The sequence below is a fragment of the Pseudoalteromonas shioyasakiensis genome, from assembly GCF_001550135.1.
GTDB classification, from domain to species: Bacteria; Pseudomonadota; Gammaproteobacteria; order Enterobacterales; family Alteromonadaceae; genus Pseudoalteromonas; species Pseudoalteromonas shioyasakiensis.
Genome location: NZ_LRUE01000005.1, coordinates 168730 through 189543 on the forward strand (window position 1 = coordinate 168730; position 20814 = coordinate 189543).

Genomic DNA, 20814 nt, shown 5'->3' on the forward strand with positions numbered 1-20814 from the left:
ACCATGCTTGAATTTAATAACAAACAGATAGAAACAGACAAACAAGGGTATTTACTTGATTCAAACGATTGGTGTGAAGAGCTTGCACCCATTATTGCTGAGCAAGAGAACATTACCTTAAGTGAGCAGCACTGGGAAGTTGTGCATTTTGTGCGTGATTTTTACGTAGAGTACAACACCAGCCCTGCAATACGCATGCTGGTCAAAGCAATGGCCCAAAAGCTAGGTGAGGAAAAAGGTAATAGCATGTATTTGTATAAGCTATTCCCTAAAGGCCCAGCAAAGCAAGCAACTAAAATTGCAGGTTTACCTAAACCGGCTAGGTGTATTTAATGGTTAATAAAGCCAATAGCAAACCACGCCGCAGCAGCGGTCGGACTTATTCAAGGCCGACTCAAAAACGCCAAGTTAAAAAAGCAATTAGTCCTGAGCAGCGCAAAGTGGTGCTATTTAACAAACCATTTGATGTGCTTTGCCAATTTACCGATGATCAAAACCGCAAAACGCTTGCCGACTTTATTACTATTAAAGACGTGTATGCAGCAGGACGCCTAGACAGAGATAGCGAAGGACTGTTGCTCCTTACCAACTGCGGTAAATTACAACACACACTCACTGACCCCAATAAAAAAACAGCTAAAACTTATTGGGTGCAAGTAGAAGGTGATGTTACTGATGAGGCTATCTTTGCACTTAACAAAGGCGTAGAGCTCAAAGATGGCATGACCAAGCCTGCCAAAGTTAGGCGTATTGACGAGCCGTCAATTTGGCCTCGTATTCCGCCCGTTCGCGAGCGTAAAAACATTCCAACCAGTTGGTTAGAAATCTCTATCACTGAGGGGCGTAATCGCCAAGTTCGCCGTATGACAGCGCATGTTGGCTTCCCTACTTTGCGATTAATTCGTTACAGCATTGGTAACTATACCCTTGATGGATTAGAGAATGGCCAGTTTAAAGTAGTGAACAACCCTGATGCATAAACCCAATGTCACAGTAGCCGCCATCGTCACATGCCAAAACAAATTTTTACTTGTTAAAGAGCGCGATAAACACACAGGTGATATTTGCTATAACCAGCCTGCGGGTCATTTAGAAGCCAATGAAACCTTAGCAGAAGCAGCTCATCGCGAACTTATTGAAGAAACGGGCATTAGCCTTAATGCCAATCACCTTGTTGGCATTTATAATTTGCATGCCGCAAATGGCGTTCACTATATGCGTTTTAGCTTTGCTTTTAATAGCCCAGAGCTATTTGAACCATCTCCCCAAGATGATGACATTATTAGCGCAGATTGGTTTAGCCTTGAGCAAATTAAAAACCTGCCGCTAAGAAGCCCTTTGGTTTTAAAATGCATTGAAGATCATTTAGCTGGTAAAGCCTACCCTCTTAGTTTGATTTACCAATAACCGCTGTGATTTTGGCTGGTTTGGGCGTCTAAAAGCATGCTATAATATCGGCCTTTCCATAGCAGTTAAAAAATGACAGCGAATATTATGAGCGAAAATAGTCACATTAAAGTCATCGTGGGTATGTCCGGCGGTGTTGATTCTTCTGTATCAGCGTATTTATTAAAGCAACAAGGCTATCAAGTTGAAGGCCTGTTCATGAAAAACTGGGAAGAAGACGATAATGATGAATATTGCGCTGCAGCTGAAGACCTACAAGACGCACAAGCTGTGTGCGATAAGCTAGGTATTGAGCTTCACACTGTAAATTTTGCAGCCGAATACTGGGACAACGTGTTTGAATACTTTTTAGCAGAGTACAAAGCAGGTCGTACACCAAACCCAGACATCATGTGTAATAAAGAAATCAAATTCAAAGCATTTTTAGAATTTGCAGCACAAGCACTGGGTGCTGATTACATTGCTACTGGCCACTATGTTCGCCGTGAAAAGCGCGGTGATAAATTTGTAATGTGTCGTGGCCTTGATGACAACAAAGATCAAAGCTATTTCTTATACACTCTAAGCCATGAGCATATTGCACAAACACTTTTCCCTGTTGGCGATATTGCTAAGCCTGAAGTACGCCGCATCGCTGAAGAGCAAGACTTAATCACTCACGATAAAAAAGACAGTACCGGTATTTGTTTTATTGGTGAGCGTAAATTTAAAGACTTCTTACAAAAATTCTTACCAGCACAGCCAGGTAAAATTGAAGATACCGATGGCAATGAAGTGGGTGAGCACGAAGGCTTGATGTACCACACACTTGGTCAACGTAAAGGTCTATTAATTGGCGGCATGAAAGAAGGTTCGGGTGAACCTTGGTATGTAGTTGATAAAGACGTTGATCGTAACGTATTAGTGGTTGGTCAAGGTAAAGACCACCCTCGCCTGTACAGCAATGGTTTAAATGCAAACCAGCTTCACTGGGTTGATCGCGAAGGTCCTAAAGGGACCACACGCTGTACTGTTAAAACTCGTTATCGCCAAGAAGATATCAGCTGTACTTTACTTGTTGGTGAAGATGGTATGGCACGCGTATTATTTGATGAGCCACAAAAAGCAGTGACACCGGGCCAATCAGCTGTATTCTACGCTGACGAAGTATGTTTAGGTGGTGGTATTATTGATTCGGTGATCAAATAATGACAGAGCACCAAGTCATGGCTTTAGCTGCCATGTGTCAAGTTGCTAAACAAGTACAAAAAGTTGCGCAATATGGCCAAGGCAGTGATCACGAATTAGAAAAATTACTAAACTGTATTGTCGAAACATCACCAAATAGCCCTGAAGACGTCTATCAGGGTAAACATAATTTACGTGAAGGCTATCGCATTTTGATTGCACAGCTTTCTGCCGGCGCAGACAAAGACGTCGAAATCGTAAAATATGTGGGTGGTTTAATGCAATTAGAACGTGCATTAAGTTCAAAACAAAACAGCTTAAATGAATTAGGTCGTCGCATTGATGATGTTAAACGTCGCCTCGACCATTTTGCTATCACAGATGATACTGTAGTAGCAGCGCTTGCTGATATTTACTCATCGGTGCTAAGCCCCCTTGGGCATCGTATTCAAGTGTATGGCAAGCCAGAGTTATTAAAACAGCAGCTCACGCAAAACAAAATTCGTGCCCTATTATTGGCCGGAATTCGTAGTGCCGTGTTATGGCGACAAATGGGCGGTAAACGCCGTCACTTTTTCTTTGCAAAAAGAAAAATCCTCGCCATTGCTAAACAATCAATTTAATTATCGTTCAAACTAGACAATTTAGGAGTCATTATGGAGCTTTCAGCGTTAACCGCTATCTCTCCGGTAGATGGTCGCTATGGCAGCAAGACCACGGAACTACGCAGTATTTTCAGCGAATTTGGTTTAATCAAATACCGTGTAACTGTTGAAGTTCGTTGGTTACAAGCTTTATCTGCAGCTAGCGCAATCAAAGAAGTACCGGCATTTAGCGACGAGGCTAATGCTTTACTTAATGCCATTGTTGATAACTTTAGCGAAGCTGATGCAGCACGCGTTAAAGAGATCGAGCGCACAACTAACCATGACGTAAAAGCAGTTGAATACCTACTTAAAGAAAAAGTAGCTGATAACGCAGAGCTTAACGCAGTTAACGAATTCATTCACTTTGCATGTACTTCAGAAGACATCAATAACTTGTCTCACGGTTTAATGCTTACCGAAGCACGTGACAAAGTATTACTTCCATACTGTGACCAACTTCTAAATGCATTAAAAGAAAAAGCAGTTGAGTACAAGTCAGTTGCGATGATGACACGTACCCACGGTCAACCAGCTACTCCTTCTACAATGGGTAAAGAGTTTGCAAACGTCTACATGCGCATAAAGCGTCAACGTGACCAAATTGCTAACGTAGAAATGTTAGGTAAAATCAACGGTGCTGTAGGTAACTACAACGCTCACCTAAGTGCATACCCAGATTACGATTGGCACAGCCACGCTGAGCAGTTCGTAACGAGCCTAGGTTTAACATTCAACCCGTTCACAACACAAATCGAGCCACACGATTACATTGCTGAGTTATTCGATGCAGTTGCACGTTTCAACACTGTATTACTTGATTTTGACCGTGACGTTTGGGGCTACATTGCACTTAACCACTTCAAACAAAAAACAATCGCAGGTGAGATTGGTTCATCAACTATGCCTCACAAAGTAAACCCGATTGATTTTGAAAACTCTGAAGGTAACTTAGGTATTGCTAACGCTATCTTTACTCACCTTGCGCAAAAACTACCTGTTTCTCGCTGGCAACGTGACTTAACTGACTCAACAGTGTTACGTAACCTAGGTGTTGGTATGGGCTACACACTTATCGCTTACCAAGCGACATTAAAAGGTGTTAGCAAGCTTGAAGTAAACGAAGAGCGTTTATTAGCAGAACTAGACCAAAACTGGGAATTACTAGCAGAGCCAATTCAAACGGTTATGCGTAAATATGGTATCGAAAAGCCATATGAAAAACTTAAAGACCTTACTCGTGGTAAGCGCGTAAACCAAGAAATCATGGCTGATTTCATCGATGGTCTTGAGTTACCTGAAGAAGCAAAAGTAGAAATGAAAAAATTAACTCCGGCTAATTACATTGGCCGCGCTGTTGAGTTCATCGACAACTTAGCTTAAATTCAAATTAAGACTTAAAAAAGCGAAAGGCCTTCCTTTCGCTTTTTTTATATCAATTCGCTTAGGTCATGTTATGTATCAATTAACCATCAATTCATTAACCCAAGAGCAATTTTTAGCTGAGTATTGGCAGAAAAAACCATTACTTATAAAGCAAGGCTTCAAGGATTTTTCAGATCCGATTGAACCCGAAGAATTGGCCGGTCTTGCCATGGAAGAAAGCATTGAATCACGTATTGTGACCAATCACTCAGATGATTGGCAAGCATACCATGGTCCTTTTGAAGACTTTAACTTGCTAACTGAAAAGCACTCAACATTACTGGTGCAAGCAGTTGACCATTGGCATAGCGATGCAGCACAACTACTGGAGCCATTTCGCTTTATTCCAAACTGGCGTATCGATGATTTAATGATCAGCTACTCTACCCCGGGAGGTGGCGTGGGTCCGCATTTAGATCAATACGACGTGTTTATTATTCAAGGTGAAGGAAAGCGCCACTGGCGAGTTGGTTTACCTGATGCGAACTTAAAGCAATTTGCACAAAATAAGAGCCTGTTACAAGTTGAGCAATTTCCTGCAGTGATCGACTGTGTGTTAGAGCCGGGAGATATTCTCTATATTCCACCAGGTTGCCCACATGAAGGTTACGCAGTTGAAAATGCACTTAATTACTCTGTAGGTTTTAGAGCCCCAAATCAACGCGATTTATTATCACAATTTGCCGATCACCTCATCGATACTGAGCTTGGTAATCAACGATATGGTGATGCAGAGCTTAAGTTGCGTTCATCTAAAGGTGAACTTAACCAAACTGAAGCAGAAAAAGTAAAGCAACTTATGATTGCTGCGATTAATGATGACGCAGTATTCAAGACTTGGCTTGGTAACAGTATGAGTCAGCCAAAACATGACATGGATTTAGCGCCTTTAGAGGAGCCATATACACTAGATGACGTAAATGACTTACTTAATGATGAGGACGTTGTTTTTGAGCGTTTAGGTGGTACCCGTGCCATTTATCAAGTAATTGACGATAAAATACTTTTAAGTATTAATGGTGTTAATTATATGCATGATTTAACTGACCTTGAATTAATAACAAAGCTCACAGATCAAACCTGCTTGACCTCTGCTGACATAAATAGTTCAAAAAATAATCACATTTTCTTGAAAACCTTTACTACACTTTTAAATGAGGGTATTTGGTTTTGTTAGGAGCGTGTGTTTATGAGCTATCAAATAGATGAAGTTGAATGGAGTATCGACAAGGAACTCTTACAACAGATCAGAGAGCGAGTATTTGTATGCGAACTACATATTCCTAAAGACATTGAGTTTGATCATTTAGATAAAACAGCACATCACGTACTCGTGACCGACGAGTGTAAATGCCCAGTTGCTACTGGGCGTTTATGTAATGATGGTCTCATTGGGCGAATTGCTGTTTTACCTGAACATCGTAACCGTTCGGTTTACAAATCATTATTGAATTACTTAGTAGGCATGGCTGAAAAGCAAGGTTGTGATTGCGTCAGCATTAATTGCATATTGAACGAAGTAGATAGATTTAAACGAAATGGCTTTTCGGCTGATGGCTTAGTATTTATGGAGGCTGGTATTCCAAGGCAGCGAATGCTCTGCCCTATTAAGCAATTTGATACGCGGCCATTCACTTTGGTGCATTAAGGTATATGTTAAATAAAAAAGCTGAATAACATTATTCAGCTTTTTTATTAGAAGTTATGCAGGCTCGTTTTGCCACATTTCTTCTTTTTCAAATAGCTCATATAAACCATGAGCACGGTTGATTAACAGGTTAGCAAAATCAACTTTGGTTTTATCTACCGCACCTGATTGCATTAGCTGATCAGCCTTCATTTGCCACTGCATTGAGAAATATCGTAACACTTCACGTGCATTATTTGCTGCACTTGCTTCAGCGTGATCTGTAGGTAAACGACCGGTGATCACCCAATAGCTCTTACCGTTTTGTGCTTTAAATTTCCAAATCGCTACTAATGGGGCAATAAAACGGCTTTCTTTTTCTACAACAGTTTGCGGAATAACGCCTTTTTCAGCTAAATGCTTTTGTGCATTTTGGAAACATTCTCTTTGCCAAATAACACTTTGTTTTTGCGCTTCGGCTTGTTCTTCTGGTGTTAATGGTCTTGCTTGTTTTTGTTCCATGGTGGTTACTCTTTTACAACATTTCTGACACTTTAAGGTTTAAAATGGCGCTGTGCAAGTGTTTACGGGCAATCAAAGAGCATTTTAATTTACTTGCGTACTATTCAGTCAACTCAGAAAGAAGAGTTAGGCTCTGTTAAGAATTGCAGCTCTTCAGCTGTTGATTCTCGACCTAAAATTTTATTGCGATGTGGGTAACGACCGAACCTATCAATAATCACTTTGTGTTTTAGTTCAAATTCATAATTACTCATGCCTTTAAACAATTGCTCAGCTTGCTGATGAATGACTTTCGATTCACTGTGCATAAACGGCATATAAATAAACGCAGCTTGAGAGCCAGGTAATTTTTTATCAAAGCCAAGTTCAATTGCTCTTTGCGCTAAGCATAGTGCTTGTGGGTCTTGGCTAAACGCTTTCACCGTATTACGATAAATATTGCGTGAAAACTGATCTAACACGATAATTTCAGCTAAAGAGCCTTGAGCATCAACTCGCCAGTCAGCATGTTCGCCAGCGATAACCTGCAAAAGGCATTCTGAAAACTGACGCGTAATCAAGGCATCAACTTCATCTGATTGCTGATACCAAGCTTCTGGGCCTAATTCCTCAAACCAAAAATCGATAATCCTTTGCTTATTCATAAACTCTTCTTAATTACCCAGTACTTTTGCCGGATCTACCCTAGTGGCTTGCCACGCAGGATATAAGGTAGCCAAAATAGCGAGAACAAATGTAACAATCACCGTGATAACGATATCTTGCCAAACTAATTTACTGGGTAAAAACTCTATAAAATAAACCCCTTGTAACGGGTTATCGCCAAATAAGTTACTTGCCCAAGTGAACAGTTCACTGATGTTTAATGCAAGCATCACACCGATAACTGTGCCTAAGATCACACCAATTAAAGCTTGTGTAAAACCTTGCATTACGAAGGTTGCTAAAATGGTGCTATCTTGTGCGCCCATGGTTTTTAAAATTGCGATATTTGCCTGTTTTTCACGTACTTCCATCACTAATGACGAAACAATATTAAAACTCGCTACCGCAATTATTAAAAACACCACGATATACACAATAGTGCGAACCATTTGAATATCTTGATATAAGCTACCCTGGGTTCTAAACCAACTCGAGACATAGACATAATCAGGAATAACTTGCCCCACACGCATCGCCGTTTGATGGGCTGCGAACACATCAGCTACTTGTAATCGTAAGCCGGTTACTTGGTTTTGCTCAAAACTCAACACACTTTGCGCTTTATCAAGGCGAATGAAAGCCGCCGTTTCATCAATTGGGCCACCCATTTTTATAATACCCGCAAGATTCAAGCTAACACGCTTTGGCGCCAATAAAGTGTTACTTTGCTGGTTTATCTGTGGGATTAATAAGGTAACTGGGTCGCCAATTTTAAGGCCCAATCGGTTAACAATTTGTTGGCCTAAAAGCACATCTTCTTGTTGTAGCTGGCTAACTAAACGCCCTTCTGTAAATTGGTTTAACGCCGACACTTGGTTTTCAAATTCAGGGCTTACACCACGCACTTCAACTGCTTTTAACTCACTTTTATATTGCGCCATGCCGTTGACACTAATAAACGGCGCAGCACCTGTTACACCGGCTTGAGAGCGCAGTAGTGTAACTTTTGACTGCCAATTATTGATTGGTTTGTTAGGGGCAACATATTCAACCTGAGGTACAACCGATAAAAGCCGATGTACTAGCTGCTGCTCAAAACCATTAATAACTGATAAAGCAACAATTAGCACAGCGACACCTAAAAGTATGCCGATTGTCGATGCTTTAGCGATAAAACTAACAAAACCGTTTTGTCCGTCTTTTTGGCCACTATGGGCACGAAAGCGTTTTGAAATAAAGGCACTAAGCAACATGCTGAGACTCTTTAATTGCAAGCTTACCATCATCTAAATAGGCAATTTTGCCTAGTTTATCTGCAAGTTCTAAATCATGGGTTACCACAACAAAACTGGTTTTTAAGCTAGTATTTAATTCTTTAATTAAATCGTAAATCTTAATTGCGTTTTGTTTATCTAAGTTACCGGTTGGTTCATCGGCAAGCACCAAAGCAGGCTCGGTTACTAATGCACGTGCTATTGCAACCCGCTGCCTCTCACCACCTGATAACGCCGAAGGTTTATGTTCACTGCGATGAGATAACCCTACTTTATCTAGCATGTTACGGGCTTTTTCGGTTGCCGCTTTTGCGCTTAAGCCTTTAATTAATAATGGCATTGCAACATTTTCGATGGCAGTAAATTCCATTAATAGATGATGGAATTGATAAATAAAACCTAAATTTTCATTTCTGAAACTGGCTTGTTGTTTACGGTTTAATTTGGAAACTTGCTGACCTTTAATTTCAACCTTGCCTGAGCTTTCGTTATCTAAGGTGCCTAATATGTGTAATAAGGTACTTTTACCAGAGCCAGAGCTCCCTACAACAGCTAACATTTCGCCTTGTTTAAGTGCTAAATCAACCCCTTTTAATACCGCAACCTCGTTATCGCCATCTTGATAGACTTTATTTAGCTGCTGACAATTGATAACTAAATCACTCATAACGTAATACCTCTGCTGGATTCACTTTTGCAGCTTTTCTGGCAGGATACAAGGTAGCTAAAAAGCTCATCGCAATACTCCCTGCGGCAATAAAACTCAAACTCATAACATCAAATTTAACGGGTAAACTCACGCCCGCTAGTAAATTGATGCCTAACATATTCAATAATTCATTAATGTTGCTACTTAATAGCACACCAAGTAACGCACCAATACTGGTACCGATAAGGCCGTTATATAAGCCTTGGATCATAAACACATGCTGCACTTGTAACGGAGTTAAGCCCAGTGTTTGTAAAATAGCGACTTCACTTTGCTTCTCACTGACCATCATGGTTAATGCTGACACGATATTAAACACCGCAACGAGTACGATTAAGCCAAGTAACATCGACATAATGCGCTTTTCCATTGCCACAGCGGCAAATAGTGTGCCTTGGCTAGCTCGCCAATCAGTCACTGTGTAATCGTTTAAAATAGCTAACTGAGATTGCAATACTTGCTCAACAGCAAATGGTTCATACAGCGATACACTCAAATTGGGTGCTGCTGATTTTGCTAGTTTTAAAACTCTGCCTAACGAATAGCCACTGGTAAATGCCAATGACATATCAATTTCTGACTGTGTTTCATACAGTGCAGCAACGGTAAACAAGCGCTGACTAGGTACTCGACCAAGTGGGGTATACGAACTGGCATTAGGCATGATCACCCGTACTTTATCCCCAAGCGAAATACCCAATTTTCTGCTCAAATAGCGGCTAATTGCAATATGGTAGTTGCTGTCCATTACTTGTGACCAATTGCCGGCAACAATTTTATCTTTTACGTTATAGATGGAGCTTCCTTCATCATAAAGGCCTTGTAACAATACGCCGTGCAAATCTTGGTTAGTTTGTAAAATGGCTTCGCCATGGCGGTATAGGTTAACTTGTTTAACATCTTGAGAGTTTGCTAGTTGCTGCTTTAACTGCAGCATGGTTTCTTTCGAGTTATCTTCGGCTGATACTTCAATATGGGGAATTAAACCAAGCATGTTGGTTTTAAGGTTATTTTCAAAGCCATTCATTACTGAACTGACTGTAAACAAGGCCATTAAACCAATAGCAATGCCCGCGATAGAGAAAAATGAAATAAATGAGATAAAGGCATTGCCCTTTGAGGAGCGACTATATCTCAGCCCTATAAAAAGGCTAACAGGTTGAAACATAATAAATTATGGGTATTCCAAGGGCTAAATATGCGCTCATGTTAGCATAGATTTAGCTAGCATGGGATGCGCGAAATTGTAAAAAATAATTATAAATCTGATACTTGAACAGTAGCAACCAAATGGTCAAGTAATGCTTTTACATTGGTTGCGATAAACTGCCTTGGTGGATACACCCCCCATACCCCTTCAGGTGCCGGTGCAACATTCGAAAGTACAGCACTCAACCTGCCATCGGCTAAGTGTTCATTGACATAGTAATCTGGTAATTGCACGATGCCTAACCCTTTGATAGCAGCGTCAACCAATGCCCAACCACTGTTACAGGCCAAACGTCCAGCCACTTTGATGTGCTTATCTTGACCCTGCTCTTTTACCCGCCAGTAACTGTTATTACCAATCAGGCAATTGTGCTGATGTAATTCACTTACACTGTGTGGTTGGCCGAATTTATTGATATATTCAGGGCTACAACAAATAACAAGCCTGCGCTGACTAATGCGCCGAGCTTTTAAAGATGAATCTTTTAAATGACCAAGGCGAATAGCGAGATCATACCCATCTTCTAGAAGATTGACTTGCTCATTGCTTAAATGGCTGATCACTTCAATATCTGGGTGCTTTTGCATAAACGAATGTACCGCAGGCATGATGAAACTTTCACCATACATCACAGGAGCTGTTAGTTTTATACTACCTTTTGGTGTCAGTTGCTGCTCTGCAAGCAGTGCCGTGGCATCATCCATGGCATGCTGTAATTGTTTAGTTTGATGCGCAAACACCTGCCCTTCTTGCGTTAGCACCACTTTACGGGTTGTTCGGGTTAACAATTGTGTGTTTAATCGCTCTTCTAATTGACTCACATACCGGCTTACATGGGCCACTGACATACCCAGTAGTTTACTTGCTTTTGTAAAACTGCCTGTTTCTGCTACCGCTAAAAACTCATCAATTCCGTGCCAACGATTCATTATTACCATACTGTAAAAGTGTTTTAATAAAACGAAGATTATCATTCATTGAGAAACAAATAAAATAGACTAAGTTTAATACTTACTTCCAACAACTATAAGGGAACGTTATGACTGATTTTATCAAATCAAAAGCGGCTATCGCTTGGGGTCCAAATCAACCACTATCAATTGAAGAAGTGGATGTAATGATGCCTAAAAAAGGCGAAGTGCTTGTAAAGATTGTTGCTACAGGTGTTTGTCATACCGATGCATTTACTTTATCTGGTGAAGACCCTGAAGGTATTTTCCCAGCAATCCTTGGCCATGAAGGTGGCGGTATTGTTGAAGCCGTAGGTGAAGGTGTAACACATGTTGAAGTAGGCGATCATGTTATTCCTCTTTACACTGCTGAATGTGGTGAGTGTAAAATGTGTAAATCGGGCAAAACAAATTTATGCTCTGCGGTACGTGAAACGCAAGGTAAAGGTTTAATGCCTGACGGCACAACGCGTTTCTATAAAGATGGTCAACCAATTTATCACTACATGGGTTGCTCTACCTTCTCTGAGTACACTGTATTACCAGAGATTTCACTTGCTAAAGTAAGCAAAGAAGCGCCTCTTGAAGAAATTTGTTTACTTGGTTGTGGTGTAACAACCGGCATGGGTGCTGTTACTAAAACAGCAAAAGTTCAAAAAGGCGATACAGTGGCTATTTTTGGCTTAGGTGGTATCGGTTTATCGGCGATTATCGGTGCAAAAATGGCGGGCGCTGGCCGTATTATTGGTGTTGATATCAACACCAGTAAGTTTGATCTTGCTACTAAACTAGGTGCAACTGATTTAATCAACCCAAATGACTTCGACAAACCAATCCAAGAAGTCATTGTTGAAATGACTGACGGCGGTGTTGATTTCTCATTTGAATGTATCGGTAACGTTAATGTAATGCGCTCTGCTCTTGAGTGTTGTCACAAAGGTTGGGGTGAATCAGTAATCATTGGTGTTGCAGGTGCAGGCCAAGAGATCTCTACTCGTCCATTCCAACTAGTAACAGGTCGTGTATGGCGCGGTAGTGCATTTGGTGGCGTTAAAGGTCGCTCTGAGTTACCAGAGATTGTTGAGCGCTATATGAATGGTGAGTTTGCCTTAAACGATTTCATCACACACACCATGAAACTTGAAGATATCAATGAAGCTTTCGACTTAATGCACGAAGGTAAGAGCATCCGCTCAGTTATTCATTATTAATCTTTTAATTTGGCGTTAGGTTAACTCCTAGCGCCTTTGTTTCAAGGATTTGGTTATGCTAGAAAACATAAGCTCAACAAAAGTCAGCGGTGGCTGGCATAAACAATATACCCACCAAGCTAGCAGCACACATTGTGCTATGCGCTTTGCGATTTTTTTACCGCCAGGTGCCAGCGAAACGAATAAAGTGCCAGTGATGTATTGGTTGTCAGGTTTAACCTGTACAGATGAAAACTTTATGCAAAAAGCCGGAGCATTTAAAAAAGCGGCTGAACTAGGTATTGCGATTGTCGCTCCAGATACTAGCCCGCGCGGTGAAAATGTGCCTGACGATGAAAATTACGATTTTGGTCAAGGTGCTGGTTTTTATGTCAATGCGATTCAAGCGCCTTACAATGTGCACTACAACATGTACGACTATGTGGTTTCTGAGTTACCTGCACTTATCGAAGCGCACTTCCCTGTGACGACCAAAAAAGCCATTGCTGGTCATTCTATGGGTGGTCACGGTGCATTGATGATTGCACTTAAAAACCCTAAACAATACGTCAGTGCCAGTGCTTTTAGCCCGATTGTGAACCCGATTAATTGCCCTTGGGGTGAAAAAGCGTTTAGTAATTACCTAGGTAGTGATAAAGCAAGTTGGCTTGAATACGACAGCTGTGAATTGATGAAAAAAGCTGCCGCTGATGATTATTTACCGATGCGTATTGATCAAGGTGAGGCCGATAACTTCTTAACTGAGCAACTCAAAACTGAGAACTTATTTGCTGTCGTAAACGAAAAAGATTACCCAGCTGAGATCAACATGCACGCGGGTTATGATCATAGTTACTTCTTTATCAGCAGCTTTATTGACGAACACCTGTTGTTTCATCAAAAGTATCTGTGATTAATACTTAATTTTTAGTGTGAGGGCTTAACTTCCTCACACTCTTTAATACTGCGTGTAATTTGCCTGCAAATTAATTGCGGTTGTTGTTCTTTTGGTTTGAGTAAACCAATAACAGCGCTATCAATTTCAAAGCCTAACTTTGCGAATGAAAAGCCTTCAGCATCGGTTACAGTACTGTTAGTTTGATTTGCATTTGTAGTTGCAAGATTTGTTGGTTGTGAGTTTTTTGCATAGCCATCGACTATTGACCCCGCCACTGTACACCCCACTAATTGGTAGCTAATTAAGCAAATAACAAGTTTTGAAAAGCTAATCTTCATTGTTAAAACTATCCATTAATGTAGGTCTTTTTTTTGGCTCAGCTTTAACCTCAACACATTCTTTTACTGCGCGACTAATTTGACGACATTTAAGCTCAACGTCTTTGTCTTTACTACCGCTCTCTAGGCCTTCAATAATCGCTTTGTCGATTTCATAACCTAGCATCGTCATGGTCATGCCATAGTTAACTCGGTCATTATCTTTTTTATCTGCATAAGCGCTTGCCGGCTGTGCTTGACTCGTGCGCCCGCCAATTCCATCTGCAACTAAGCCAACTGCAGTACAGCCACTGAGTAAACTAACTGATAGTATTACGTACAAAGATTTAAGCATCGGTCCTCCAATACACTTAAGCTTATTTTCTAAGCATAATAACAAACGCGTAATTTAACTGTAAAAAACTGTAGATTAATCGCAAATATCGCGAATAAACTCTTTTAGAAACCCAACTAACTGCAATAGGAATATTAACAAGAAAGGTAAAGCGCCTAAAATTGCAACGCTACGATTTAATGGCTCATCTTGTAGCAGCAATAATGCAAAGCTACATATGAATAATGCTAAACACCATGCGTAGAGTGTCACTCGGTTACTTTGCTCAGAGTCAACCAGCTCTCTTATGACTAAAATCGCAGAGTCAGCGGATGTGGCAACAAATATCAACAGTAGTAATAAGCTTAACCAAATAAACACAGTTCCTTGCCAGTCTAGTTGATTAAAAAATACAAATAAGCCTTGGCTGTAATCTTGTTTTATAGCAACTAAAATGCCCGCTTGGTTAAGTCTATCCCACTCAATTGCTGCCCCCGAAAAGGTCGCAAACCAAATAATAGTCACTAAAGTTGGAATACACACAACCGCCAAAATAAATTGCCAAACTTTACGTCCCTGGCTAATTTTGGCTAGGAACACACCAACAAATGGCCCCCACGCTAACCACCAAAAGTAATAGTTATATGTCCAATGAGCGGCCCAGTCAGGCGTTTTTAATTGGCTATCAAATTGCCAAGTGCCGGTCGCTAGTAACTGTAAATAGTAGCCGGTTCCATCTAAAGCAATCTTTATAATAGGCTCAATTGGCACCACTAATAGCAACCAAAAAAGCAGACTAAATGCTAGAAGTACGTTAAATATACTTAGTGACTGTACCCCGCGTCGTAATCCAAATTTAACCGACAGCGAATAAATAACTGCTAACAAACAAACGATTAATGAACCCACCAGTAATGTTGAAGTAACCCCCAACTCTATTTCAACACCTTTACTGATCAGTAAAGTGGAATTAGCTATGGTGCCGACGACACCAAAAAAAATAGCGATTACCGCAATTAACTTTACAATAAACGACACAGTAAATTTTGCAGACTTATCAATGCGATTACCAAGCGCCGTTAAAACAGGGGCACAAATATCTCCTGACTTCCCACTGTATTGCGTTAATCCCCCAAGCACTAGCGCAAATACTGCATAAAGTGCCCAAGCATGGGCGCCCCAATTCACTAGGGTTAAAGCGAGGCTACTGGCTAGTCTATCTGGGTATAAGCTTTGTTTAAGTGGTGGGTCGAGAGAATGTAACGCAGGCTCTGCTACGCCCCAAAAAACCAAGCCAGAGCCCATTCCTGCTGCAAACAACATGGCAAACCAGCCAAAGTTTGAATACTCAACAACAGCCTGCTCACCACCGACTTTACGGCTACCGAGTGGGCTAATGGCTAAAATAATGATGGCAAACAATAAAAAATTCACCAATAAGAAAAAGCTACTACCAGTCCATTTTAACAGCATTTGTACAAACGGCTGAACTTGCTCAGTGATAACATCAGGCAAAATCACAGCAATCAGTGCACCAAACATACACAGTGCAAGCGCGGTTTTTTCAAGAGAGGAGATGGAATGTTTCAATGTGAAGCCTATTTTGTCAGCGTGTTTAGCATACTGTTAGCATGGCTGAAATTCAAACAGCCAAAAGGCTGAAAAAATGACATAGCACTGCGTAAAAATCGCAAATTATAGCAAGCCCTACTTTTAAAAACCCGGCTACATGTCCCTAGTTTCCTCATTTTATTTAATTTGTTGATCGGGTATTGATATTGCAAAGCTATCATAATCTTTATAGCAAGGAACAAAGCATGGACTTTAATATTGATTGGTATGAAATTCTCGATAATTTAATTCATCTAGGTATTGCCTATTTACTTGCCCTTCCAATGGCTTTTGATCGAGAAAAAACCAGTAATGGTGCAGGTCTACGAACATTTCCATTAGTCGCTGTTGCATCATGTGGTTATGCATTAGTTGGCATGTCTGTTTTAACAAGTTCAGAGGCAGAATCAAAAGTACTCGAAGGGATTATCACGGGTATTGGTTTTATTGGCGGTGGTGCCATTTTGAAGAACAAAAACTCTACCTATGGAACAGCCACAGCAGCCAGTATTTGGAACATGGGACTTATTGGCATTGCTGTGGCATTTAGTCGTTACGAAATCGCCTTTTTAATGGCGTTGATTAATTTCGTAACGCTAAGATATGTTAAGCGCTTAAAGTAAACAATTAACTAGCGTCATATTTTGAGTTAACTATGGCATAGCCAGTTTGTTTAACTTTAATCTCAGCAGGGCTTGCAGATTTCACTAATAAACCGCAACGTCTGCTTTGCTCATCAATGACATAGTTAACCGATTCACTTGCTTCAAGGTCAATGACTTGATCGGCACAGCGGATCTGTAATTTAGAAACATCGCTCGCGCCTTCAATTTTGATTGAACCGCGAGATAAAGATAAATATGACAGCTTATCTTTTGAAACATTGATTTGTGAATTAATCTGCGGTGTTCGCGCCAATAGGTCATCAATTTGCTTGATAGTGGCAAGTTTGTTTTCTTCTGAAAACTGTTTACCCTCGATATTATCTAACGCATAAATAGCATTGTAAGCAAGATTAAAATCGCCCTTGAAGCTGTACCATTGTAGAGCACTTTTAGCGACTAAATATTGTATATCTGTTGGTAATTTAGCTCGCAGTAAATAGGCTACAGACAACTGCTCATCAAAGCCAAACCATTGCTGTTGATGATAATAATATTGGCTTTTCAACCATGCAAATAATGCCTGTTCAGAGGTGTTTTTAGTATGATCTTTGTATAACTCAGCCAATGCTTGCTCAGCTTTTTTAAACTCTTTTACTTGCAGCATTTTATTGATTTCATCGTATTCATTAATAAAACCACGGCTCGCTTTGTCATTTGAGTAACCATTAAAATACTTACCTACTTCAAATGAAAACAGGTAACCCCCTTCAACTGTTTTGCCTTCTTTTGTGGCAGGTGCAAACTCTAAATTGGTTAAGTATTTCTCTGCATTTTCTTCACTACCCCGAGTATCAGATGCCATAATCACTTCAATGTCTTTTGCCTTACCTTGTGTATCAACCACATAAGACATTAATGCCCAGCCTTCTAGACGAGAGCCGTTATAACTACCTGGGTAACGTTTGTTTGAATTTTTAACAATATAGGCAGAGGTAGCAGCTTGAACATCAACACCTAAGTCATTGACGTCTCGTGCTAAAGCGTGTGTTGGTAATGCGATAAGTGAACAAAGTGCTGCGAGTTTAGTGAATTTAATCATGATAATGGCTCCAAATCCCTTAGATAGGAACATTTATAGCACTAAAAAAGGCGCTTTAAAAGCGCCTTGCTGTCAAGAATGTGCTTAAACATGCCTTGATCTTAAAACATATCCTGGTAAGGGTTTGGTTTTGACAATAAAACTTTTTTATCAAAACCTGGGATTGTCATTGAATCTTCACTAATTTCAATACCATTTTCATCAATTAAGCCATCACCAAAACGATAAATTAGCTCATAATGACCTAAATCAGCGTGTTGTTGATAGTCAGCTTGCGCTTTGGCTACTTGAGTATGACGGTCTTGATATTGCGCCATAACCTCATCACCATGACGCTTTGCAAGCATCTTTAATGTAATTGCCGGTGATAACACAGTTGCAGTTGCGTTATTACCACCAAAGCCTTTTGAGTTAATGAAGGCAATATCCATTGCATCACATTGATAGTGTTCAGTACGAATGTCTAAATGCTCGCTATACACATCATCTGCCACTTTATCGATTGTCGTAATACCCGGCATAATGTTGTGACTAAACACACCTAATGCCATAGCTAATTGGTCACCACTAGCTGGAGCAATGGTATGGCCAACATACGCTTTAGGCGCAGCAACCTTCCAATTATCAATTGCAAATGTTTCTGCCACTTTATGATAGATCAGTGATTCTGTTACGCGGTTTTGTGGTGTACTTGAGCCATGCGCCAAAATAAAGCTACGCTTTTGTACCGCCTCTTGGCCAACAATACTGTTTGCTAGTGCAACAGATTTGGCCATCGTAATGTAGTTACCTGGGCCCGGGGCTGTAATTGATTTTTTAATACCATCGGCATTGACGAACACATCTGCAACGCTGCCTAACACATCAGCACCTAACTCTAATGCCAATGCATCATCCATTAATATAGCAACTTGTGCGCCTTCACCAATTGTAAAGCCACAGTTTTCACCAAATGGACGGCTGGTACGGCGATGATCAACCACATCTGTATTATCAAGGCGCTTTAGGCCTTCTTCATTTGCAAGTGCGCTCATATTGCCAAAACCTTCAACGATTTCGGGTGTAATTGCACACTCAACAGACGCCACTATGGCTACACGCGTACGACCCGCTTGAATATCGTTTACTGCAGCACGTAGGTTATATAAAAACGTTGCACATGCACCTGATGTAGTAAAGGTTGTACCCACATTGCCTGTTACATAAGCATTGATAAAGTCAGTAGACATAGTGTTTAAGCCAAGTGCAAGCTGTTTTGTACTCACACGGTCGCCCTGCTGACGCGCACGAATAAGTCCACCAAATCCTTCATCATCAACTTGACCAGCCACAGAAGCTGAGTAAGTGCCAATTTGATCAGGCTCAACGCTATTCATTACCTGCTGCCATGGCAGACCTGTCGAACGAATCGCATCGGTTGCGGCAAAGATAGTCGCTTGCAGGCCTCTTGGTTGATAACGGCTGTTATACATAGCCGAAGGTTCAAAACCTGTTGGTAATTGACCGGCCGCTTTAATTGGATTATCGCGCGTACTGTCATGTTTAATAGCAAGATCAGCACTAATTGTGACTTTCACTTTTTTATCAGTTAATTCTTCAACCTGCCAAGCACTTGGTACTGGAGTTGGTAAATCACGGCGGCGCGTTTCAAAAACAATCTGCTGTTCATCTGACGCTGTTAACGTCATTTTTTGCTGCCATGGAGTCGCATCCACATCGAAATGATTTTTTTCAATTTTACGAATAAGTGTGCCAGCTAATATTTGATCACCGAACTTAGCTTCGATGTCTGATTCGGCAATGGTATTGCCTTGGGCATCTTTAAGTACACCTTCAGTAAGAGTGACTAAGTTCATTAATGTCGCTAAGCCTAAAAATGTCTCCTGACGGGCTTTAGCGTCCAAGCTGTCTAACACGATACGACGATAACCTTGATGAAAAGAAGTTCGGCCAGCGGCATTAATACCACCCATACCAACAATAACGGGTAATGCTGTCATAAAAAACCTTGAGAAAACGTGTTATGAGAATTAAGCCAAGTTTAAATGGATTAATTAACACGCTTTATGCTTAAATAGCCAAATAACATGCGTAATAGGCCAAAAACAACTGGTCGGAGCAATTTGAGTGACGAAACTTCAACAAGTAAAAGCCATTGAAATTAGTATTTTGGTTTATCCCCATTTACTAATAACCAGTTTAACCCTGCCTATCGAAATGCTCAGAGCTGGTGAGGCCTTTGCAAAAAGCCATCGTCAGCAGAACGAATTTAAACCTCTAAACATCAATTTAGTAGCAAGTAGTCTAAAAGCGATCCCTAATCGTACTGGGCTTTCAATTATGCCCGATTGCGAAACCGTCACAGCGCCTGTTAGTGACTTGATTATTGTGCCTGGGATTTGGCGAAACCCGCGTCCTGTGGTGAGCAAACAGCAAAGTTTGGTGAACTGGCTCGGTGAATCTTGGCAACAAGGCAGTCATATCATTGGTGTAGGCACTGGTAATTGTTTAGTTGCAGAAGCAGGCTTATTGGATGGCCACCCTGCTACCACTCACTGGCATTACGCAGAGCAATTTAAACGTGACTACCCTAAAGTGCAGCTTAAGCCTGACTTTTTCATCACACAGTCTGAGCGCATGTATACAGTTGCGAGTTTAAATGCCCTTGCCGATGTTATTGTGCATATTATTAGTCAATATTACGGACGAGAAGCGGCGCAACATGTTGAGCGTAATTTCTCCCATGAAATTCGTAAGCCCTATGAAGATCAGCGCTACCTTGAGGGTGCCGTCGATAAACACCCTGATGAACTCATCGCACAAATTCAATTTTGGCTAAAAAACAATTTAACCTCTGAACTGACTCTGCAAGAAATTGCAGCACAATTTAGTTTAAGCTACCGCACCTTTACACGCCGTTTTCGCCAAGCCACCAGCCAAACTCCTGTGGAGTATTGGCAACAGTTGCGGGTACAAACTGCAAAAGAGTTATTAGCGTCTTCAAATTTGTCTATTCAAGAGGTTGCACTGGAAGTTGGTTATAACGACCAAGGTCACTTAACACGGGTATTCAAGAAAGTGCTTTCACAAACACCTAGTGAATATCGCACAGTCGTTAGACGAAAACTATTTGGATAAAGCTAAAATGCCAGAATTGTTCTAAGCAAATGTCAGATTAAT

At 40.8% G+C, this 20814-nt stretch carries 23 protein-coding genes; 12 read left to right on the forward strand and 11 right to left on the reverse strand.

The window, feature by feature from the left end; translation table 11 throughout:
* The first annotated feature begins 3 nt into the window (after positions 1 to 3).
* The 8 genes from PASHI_RS02605 (at position 4) to PASHI_RS02640 (ending at position 6291) form a co-directional block, all read left to right on the forward strand.
* Complete coding sequence (locus tag PASHI_RS02605; protein ID WP_054561599.1) at positions 4 to 333, forward strand: TusE/DsrC/DsvC family sulfur relay protein; 330 nt, start codon at positions 4 to 6, stop codon at positions 331 to 333.
* On the forward strand, positions 333 to 980 hold the full coding sequence (locus PASHI_RS02610) for an rRNA large subunit pseudouridine synthase E (protein ID WP_062564482.1): 648 nt from the start codon (positions 333 to 335) through the stop codon (positions 978 to 980). The genes PASHI_RS02605 and PASHI_RS02610 overlap by 1 nt, the downstream gene beginning before the upstream one ends.
* Positions 973 to 1407 (forward strand): NUDIX hydrolase, encoded by a 435-nt coding sequence (locus tag PASHI_RS02615; protein ID WP_062564483.1) that lies wholly within the window; start codon positions 973 to 975, stop codon positions 1405 to 1407. The genes PASHI_RS02610 and PASHI_RS02615 overlap by 8 nt, the downstream gene beginning before the upstream one ends.
* Positions 1408 to 1494: 87 nt before the next feature.
* Positions 1495 to 2595, forward strand: a complete 1101-nt coding sequence (mnmA, locus tag PASHI_RS02620) for a tRNA 2-thiouridine(34) synthase MnmA (protein ID WP_058585134.1) — start codon at positions 1495 to 1497, stop codon at positions 2593 to 2595.
* Complete coding sequence (gene hflD / locus PASHI_RS02625) at positions 2595 to 3197, forward strand: high frequency lysogenization protein HflD (protein ID WP_054561602.1); 603 nt, start codon at positions 2595 to 2597, stop codon at positions 3195 to 3197. The genes mnmA and hflD overlap by 1 nt, the downstream gene beginning before the upstream one ends.
* A 33-nt stretch (positions 3198 to 3230) precedes the next feature.
* Positions 3231 to 4601, forward strand: a complete 1371-nt coding sequence (purB, locus tag PASHI_RS02630; RefSeq protein WP_062564484.1) for an adenylosuccinate lyase — start codon at positions 3231 to 3233, stop codon at positions 4599 to 4601.
* Positions 4602 to 4674: 73 nt separating this feature from the next.
* The gene (locus PASHI_RS02635; RefSeq protein ID WP_062564485.1) at positions 4675 to 5820 is read left to right on the forward strand and encodes a cupin domain-containing protein; all 1146 of its coding nucleotides are present in this window, start codon (positions 4675 to 4677) and stop codon (positions 5818 to 5820) included.
* Between the two features lie 12 nt (positions 5821 to 5832).
* A complete protein-coding gene (locus PASHI_RS02640; protein WP_054561605.1) occupies positions 5833 to 6291 on the forward strand; it encodes a GNAT family N-acetyltransferase in 459 nt (152 codons plus the stop codon).
* A gap of 54 nt (positions 6292 to 6345) precedes the next feature.
* On the opposite strand, the gene PASHI_RS02645 is transcribed toward PASHI_RS02640, so the two are convergent.
* The 6 genes from PASHI_RS02645 to PASHI_RS02670 form a co-directional block, all read right to left on the reverse strand.
* Positions 6346 to 6792 (reverse strand): DUF4826 family protein, encoded by a 447-nt coding sequence (locus PASHI_RS02645; RefSeq protein ID WP_054561606.1) that lies wholly within the window; start codon positions 6790 to 6792, stop codon positions 6346 to 6348.
* A gap of 113 nt (positions 6793 to 6905) precedes the next feature.
* Complete coding sequence (locus PASHI_RS02650) at positions 6906 to 7436, reverse strand: DUF924 family protein (RefSeq protein WP_062564486.1); 531 nt, start codon at positions 7434 to 7436, stop codon at positions 6906 to 6908.
* 9 nt (positions 7437 to 7445) lie between these two features.
* Positions 7446 to 8690 (reverse strand): lipoprotein-releasing ABC transporter permease subunit, encoded by a 1245-nt coding sequence (locus tag PASHI_RS02655; protein ID WP_062564487.1) that lies wholly within the window; start codon positions 8688 to 8690, stop codon positions 7446 to 7448.
* Positions 8680 to 9378 (reverse strand): lipoprotein-releasing ABC transporter ATP-binding protein LolD, encoded by a 699-nt coding sequence (lolD, locus tag PASHI_RS02660; protein ID WP_054551414.1) that lies wholly within the window; start codon positions 9376 to 9378, stop codon positions 8680 to 8682. Before lolD ends, PASHI_RS02655 begins: the two co-directional genes overlap by 11 nt.
* Positions 9371 to 10588 (reverse strand): lipoprotein-releasing ABC transporter permease subunit, encoded by a 1218-nt coding sequence (locus PASHI_RS02665; protein ID WP_062564488.1) that lies wholly within the window; start codon positions 10586 to 10588, stop codon positions 9371 to 9373. The genes lolD and PASHI_RS02665 overlap by 8 nt, the downstream gene beginning before the upstream one ends.
* An 89-nt stretch (positions 10589 to 10677) precedes the next feature.
* Positions 10678 to 11559 (reverse strand): LysR family transcriptional regulator, encoded by an 882-nt coding sequence (locus tag PASHI_RS02670; RefSeq protein WP_082710856.1) that lies wholly within the window; start codon positions 11557 to 11559, stop codon positions 10678 to 10680.
* Between the two features lie 110 nt (positions 11560 to 11669).
* Here PASHI_RS02670 and PASHI_RS02675 point away from each other — a divergent pair, with 110 nt between their 5' ends.
* Both PASHI_RS02675 and fghA read left to right on the forward strand, forming a co-directional pair.
* Complete coding sequence (locus tag PASHI_RS02675; RefSeq protein WP_054561612.1) at positions 11670 to 12791, forward strand: S-(hydroxymethyl)glutathione dehydrogenase/class III alcohol dehydrogenase; 1122 nt, start codon at positions 11670 to 11672, stop codon at positions 12789 to 12791.
* 55 nt (positions 12792 to 12846) lie between these two features.
* Entirely contained in the window at positions 12847 to 13683 is an 837-nt protein-coding gene (gene fghA / locus PASHI_RS02680) for an S-formylglutathione hydrolase (RefSeq protein ID WP_062564490.1), read from the forward strand.
* A gap of 14 nt (positions 13684 to 13697) precedes the next feature.
* Here the strand turns inward: fghA and PASHI_RS02685 are convergent, their stop codons facing one another.
* The 3 genes from PASHI_RS02685 to PASHI_RS02695 form a co-directional block, all read right to left on the reverse strand.
* Positions 13698 to 14006 (reverse strand): hypothetical protein, encoded by a 309-nt coding sequence (locus tag PASHI_RS02685; protein WP_062564491.1) that lies wholly within the window; start codon positions 14004 to 14006, stop codon positions 13698 to 13700.
* On the reverse strand, positions 13996 to 14340 hold the full coding sequence (locus PASHI_RS02690; RefSeq protein ID WP_054561615.1) for a hypothetical protein: 345 nt from the start codon (positions 14338 to 14340) through the stop codon (positions 13996 to 13998). Before PASHI_RS02690 ends, PASHI_RS02685 begins: the two co-directional genes overlap by 11 nt.
* Before the next feature lie 75 nt (positions 14341 to 14415).
* Positions 14416 to 15909 carry a BCCT family transporter gene (locus PASHI_RS02695; RefSeq protein WP_244269369.1) on the reverse strand — a complete coding sequence of 498 codons (1494 nt, stop codon included), beginning with the start codon at positions 15907 to 15909 and terminating at the stop codon, positions 14416 to 14418.
* Between the two features lie 227 nt (positions 15910 to 16136).
* On the opposite strand from PASHI_RS02695, the gene PASHI_RS02700 reads away from it, so the two are divergent.
* Positions 16137 to 16553: an MgtC/SapB family protein gene (locus PASHI_RS02700; RefSeq protein ID WP_054561617.1), complete on the forward strand. Its 417-nt coding sequence runs from the start codon at positions 16137 to 16139 to the stop codon at positions 16551 to 16553.
* A gap of 4 nt (positions 16554 to 16557) precedes the next feature.
* Here the strand turns inward: PASHI_RS02700 and PASHI_RS02705 are convergent, their stop codons facing one another.
* Together PASHI_RS02705 and PASHI_RS02710 are read right to left on the reverse strand one after the other, a co-directional pair.
* Entirely contained in the window at positions 16558 to 17634 is a 1077-nt protein-coding gene (locus PASHI_RS02705) for an energy transducer TonB (RefSeq protein WP_062564493.1), read from the reverse strand.
* 101 nt (positions 17635 to 17735) lie between these two features.
* A complete protein-coding gene (locus tag PASHI_RS02710; protein WP_062564494.1) occupies positions 17736 to 19634 on the reverse strand; it encodes a beta-ketoacyl synthase in 1899 nt (632 codons plus the stop codon).
* Between the two features lie 127 nt (positions 19635 to 19761).
* Here PASHI_RS02710 and PASHI_RS02715 point away from each other — a divergent pair, with 127 nt between their 5' ends.
* Positions 19762 to 20772: a GlxA family transcriptional regulator gene (locus tag PASHI_RS02715; RefSeq protein WP_062564495.1), complete on the forward strand. Its 1011-nt coding sequence runs from the start codon at positions 19762 to 19764 to the stop codon at positions 20770 to 20772.
* Positions 20773 to 20814 lie beyond the last annotated feature (42 nt).

Bases quoted from the DNA above. Each gene is read 5' to 3' on its own strand.
- PASHI_RS02605 (WP_054561599.1), top strand. From the start codon at position 4: ATGCTTGAATTTAATAACAAACAGATAGAAACAGACAAACAAGGGTAT.
- PASHI_RS02610 (WP_062564482.1), top strand. From the start codon at position 333: ATGGTTAATAAAGCCAATAGCAAACCACGCCGCAGCAGCGGTCGGACT.
- PASHI_RS02615 (WP_062564483.1), top strand. From the start codon at position 973: ATGCATAAACCCAATGTCACAGTAGCCGCCATCGTCACATGCCAAAAC.
- mnmA (WP_058585134.1), top strand. From the start codon at position 1,495: ATGAGCGAAAATAGTCACATTAAAGTCATCGTGGGTATGTCCGGCGGT.
- hflD (WP_054561602.1), top strand. From the start codon at position 2,595: ATGACAGAGCACCAAGTCATGGCTTTAGCTGCCATGTGTCAAGTTGCT.
- purB (WP_062564484.1), top strand. From the start codon at position 3,231: ATGGAGCTTTCAGCGTTAACCGCTATCTCTCCGGTAGATGGTCGCTAT.
- PASHI_RS02635 (WP_062564485.1), top strand. From the start codon at position 4,675: ATGTATCAATTAACCATCAATTCATTAACCCAAGAGCAATTTTTAGCT.
- PASHI_RS02640 (WP_054561605.1), top strand. From the start codon at position 5,833: ATGAGCTATCAAATAGATGAAGTTGAATGGAGTATCGACAAGGAACTC.
- PASHI_RS02645 (WP_054561606.1), bottom strand. From the start codon at position 6,792: ATGGAACAAAAACAAGCAAGACCATTAACACCAGAAGAACAAGCCGAA.
- PASHI_RS02650 (WP_062564486.1), bottom strand. From the start codon at position 7,436: ATGAATAAGCAAAGGATTATCGATTTTTGGTTTGAGGAATTAGGCCCA.
- PASHI_RS02655 (WP_062564487.1), bottom strand. From the start codon at position 8,690: ATGTTGCTTAGTGCCTTTATTTCAAAACGCTTTCGTGCCCATAGTGGC.
- lolD (WP_054551414.1), bottom strand. From the start codon at position 9,378: ATGAGTGATTTAGTTATCAATTGTCAGCAGCTAAATAAAGTCTATCAA.
- PASHI_RS02665 (WP_062564488.1), bottom strand. From the start codon at position 10,588: ATGTTTCAACCTGTTAGCCTTTTTATAGGGCTGAGATATAGTCGCTCC.
- PASHI_RS02670 (WP_082710856.1), bottom strand. From the start codon at position 11,559: ATGAATCGTTGGCACGGAATTGATGAGTTTTTAGCGGTAGCAGAAACA.
- PASHI_RS02675 (WP_054561612.1), top strand. From the start codon at position 11,670: ATGACTGATTTTATCAAATCAAAAGCGGCTATCGCTTGGGGTCCAAAT.
- fghA (WP_062564490.1), top strand. From the start codon at position 12,847: ATGCTAGAAAACATAAGCTCAACAAAAGTCAGCGGTGGCTGGCATAAA.
- PASHI_RS02685 (WP_062564491.1), bottom strand. From the start codon at position 14,006: ATGAAGATTAGCTTTTCAAAACTTGTTATTTGCTTAATTAGCTACCAA.
- PASHI_RS02690 (WP_054561615.1), bottom strand. From the start codon at position 14,340: ATGCTTAAATCTTTGTACGTAATACTATCAGTTAGTTTACTCAGTGGC.
- PASHI_RS02700 (WP_054561617.1), top strand. From the start codon at position 16,137: ATGGACTTTAATATTGATTGGTATGAAATTCTCGATAATTTAATTCAT.
- PASHI_RS02705 (WP_062564493.1), bottom strand. From the start codon at position 17,634: ATGATTAAATTCACTAAACTCGCAGCACTTTGTTCACTTATCGCATTA.
- PASHI_RS02710 (WP_062564494.1), bottom strand. From the start codon at position 19,634: ATGACAGCATTACCCGTTATTGTTGGTATGGGTGGTATTAATGCCGCT.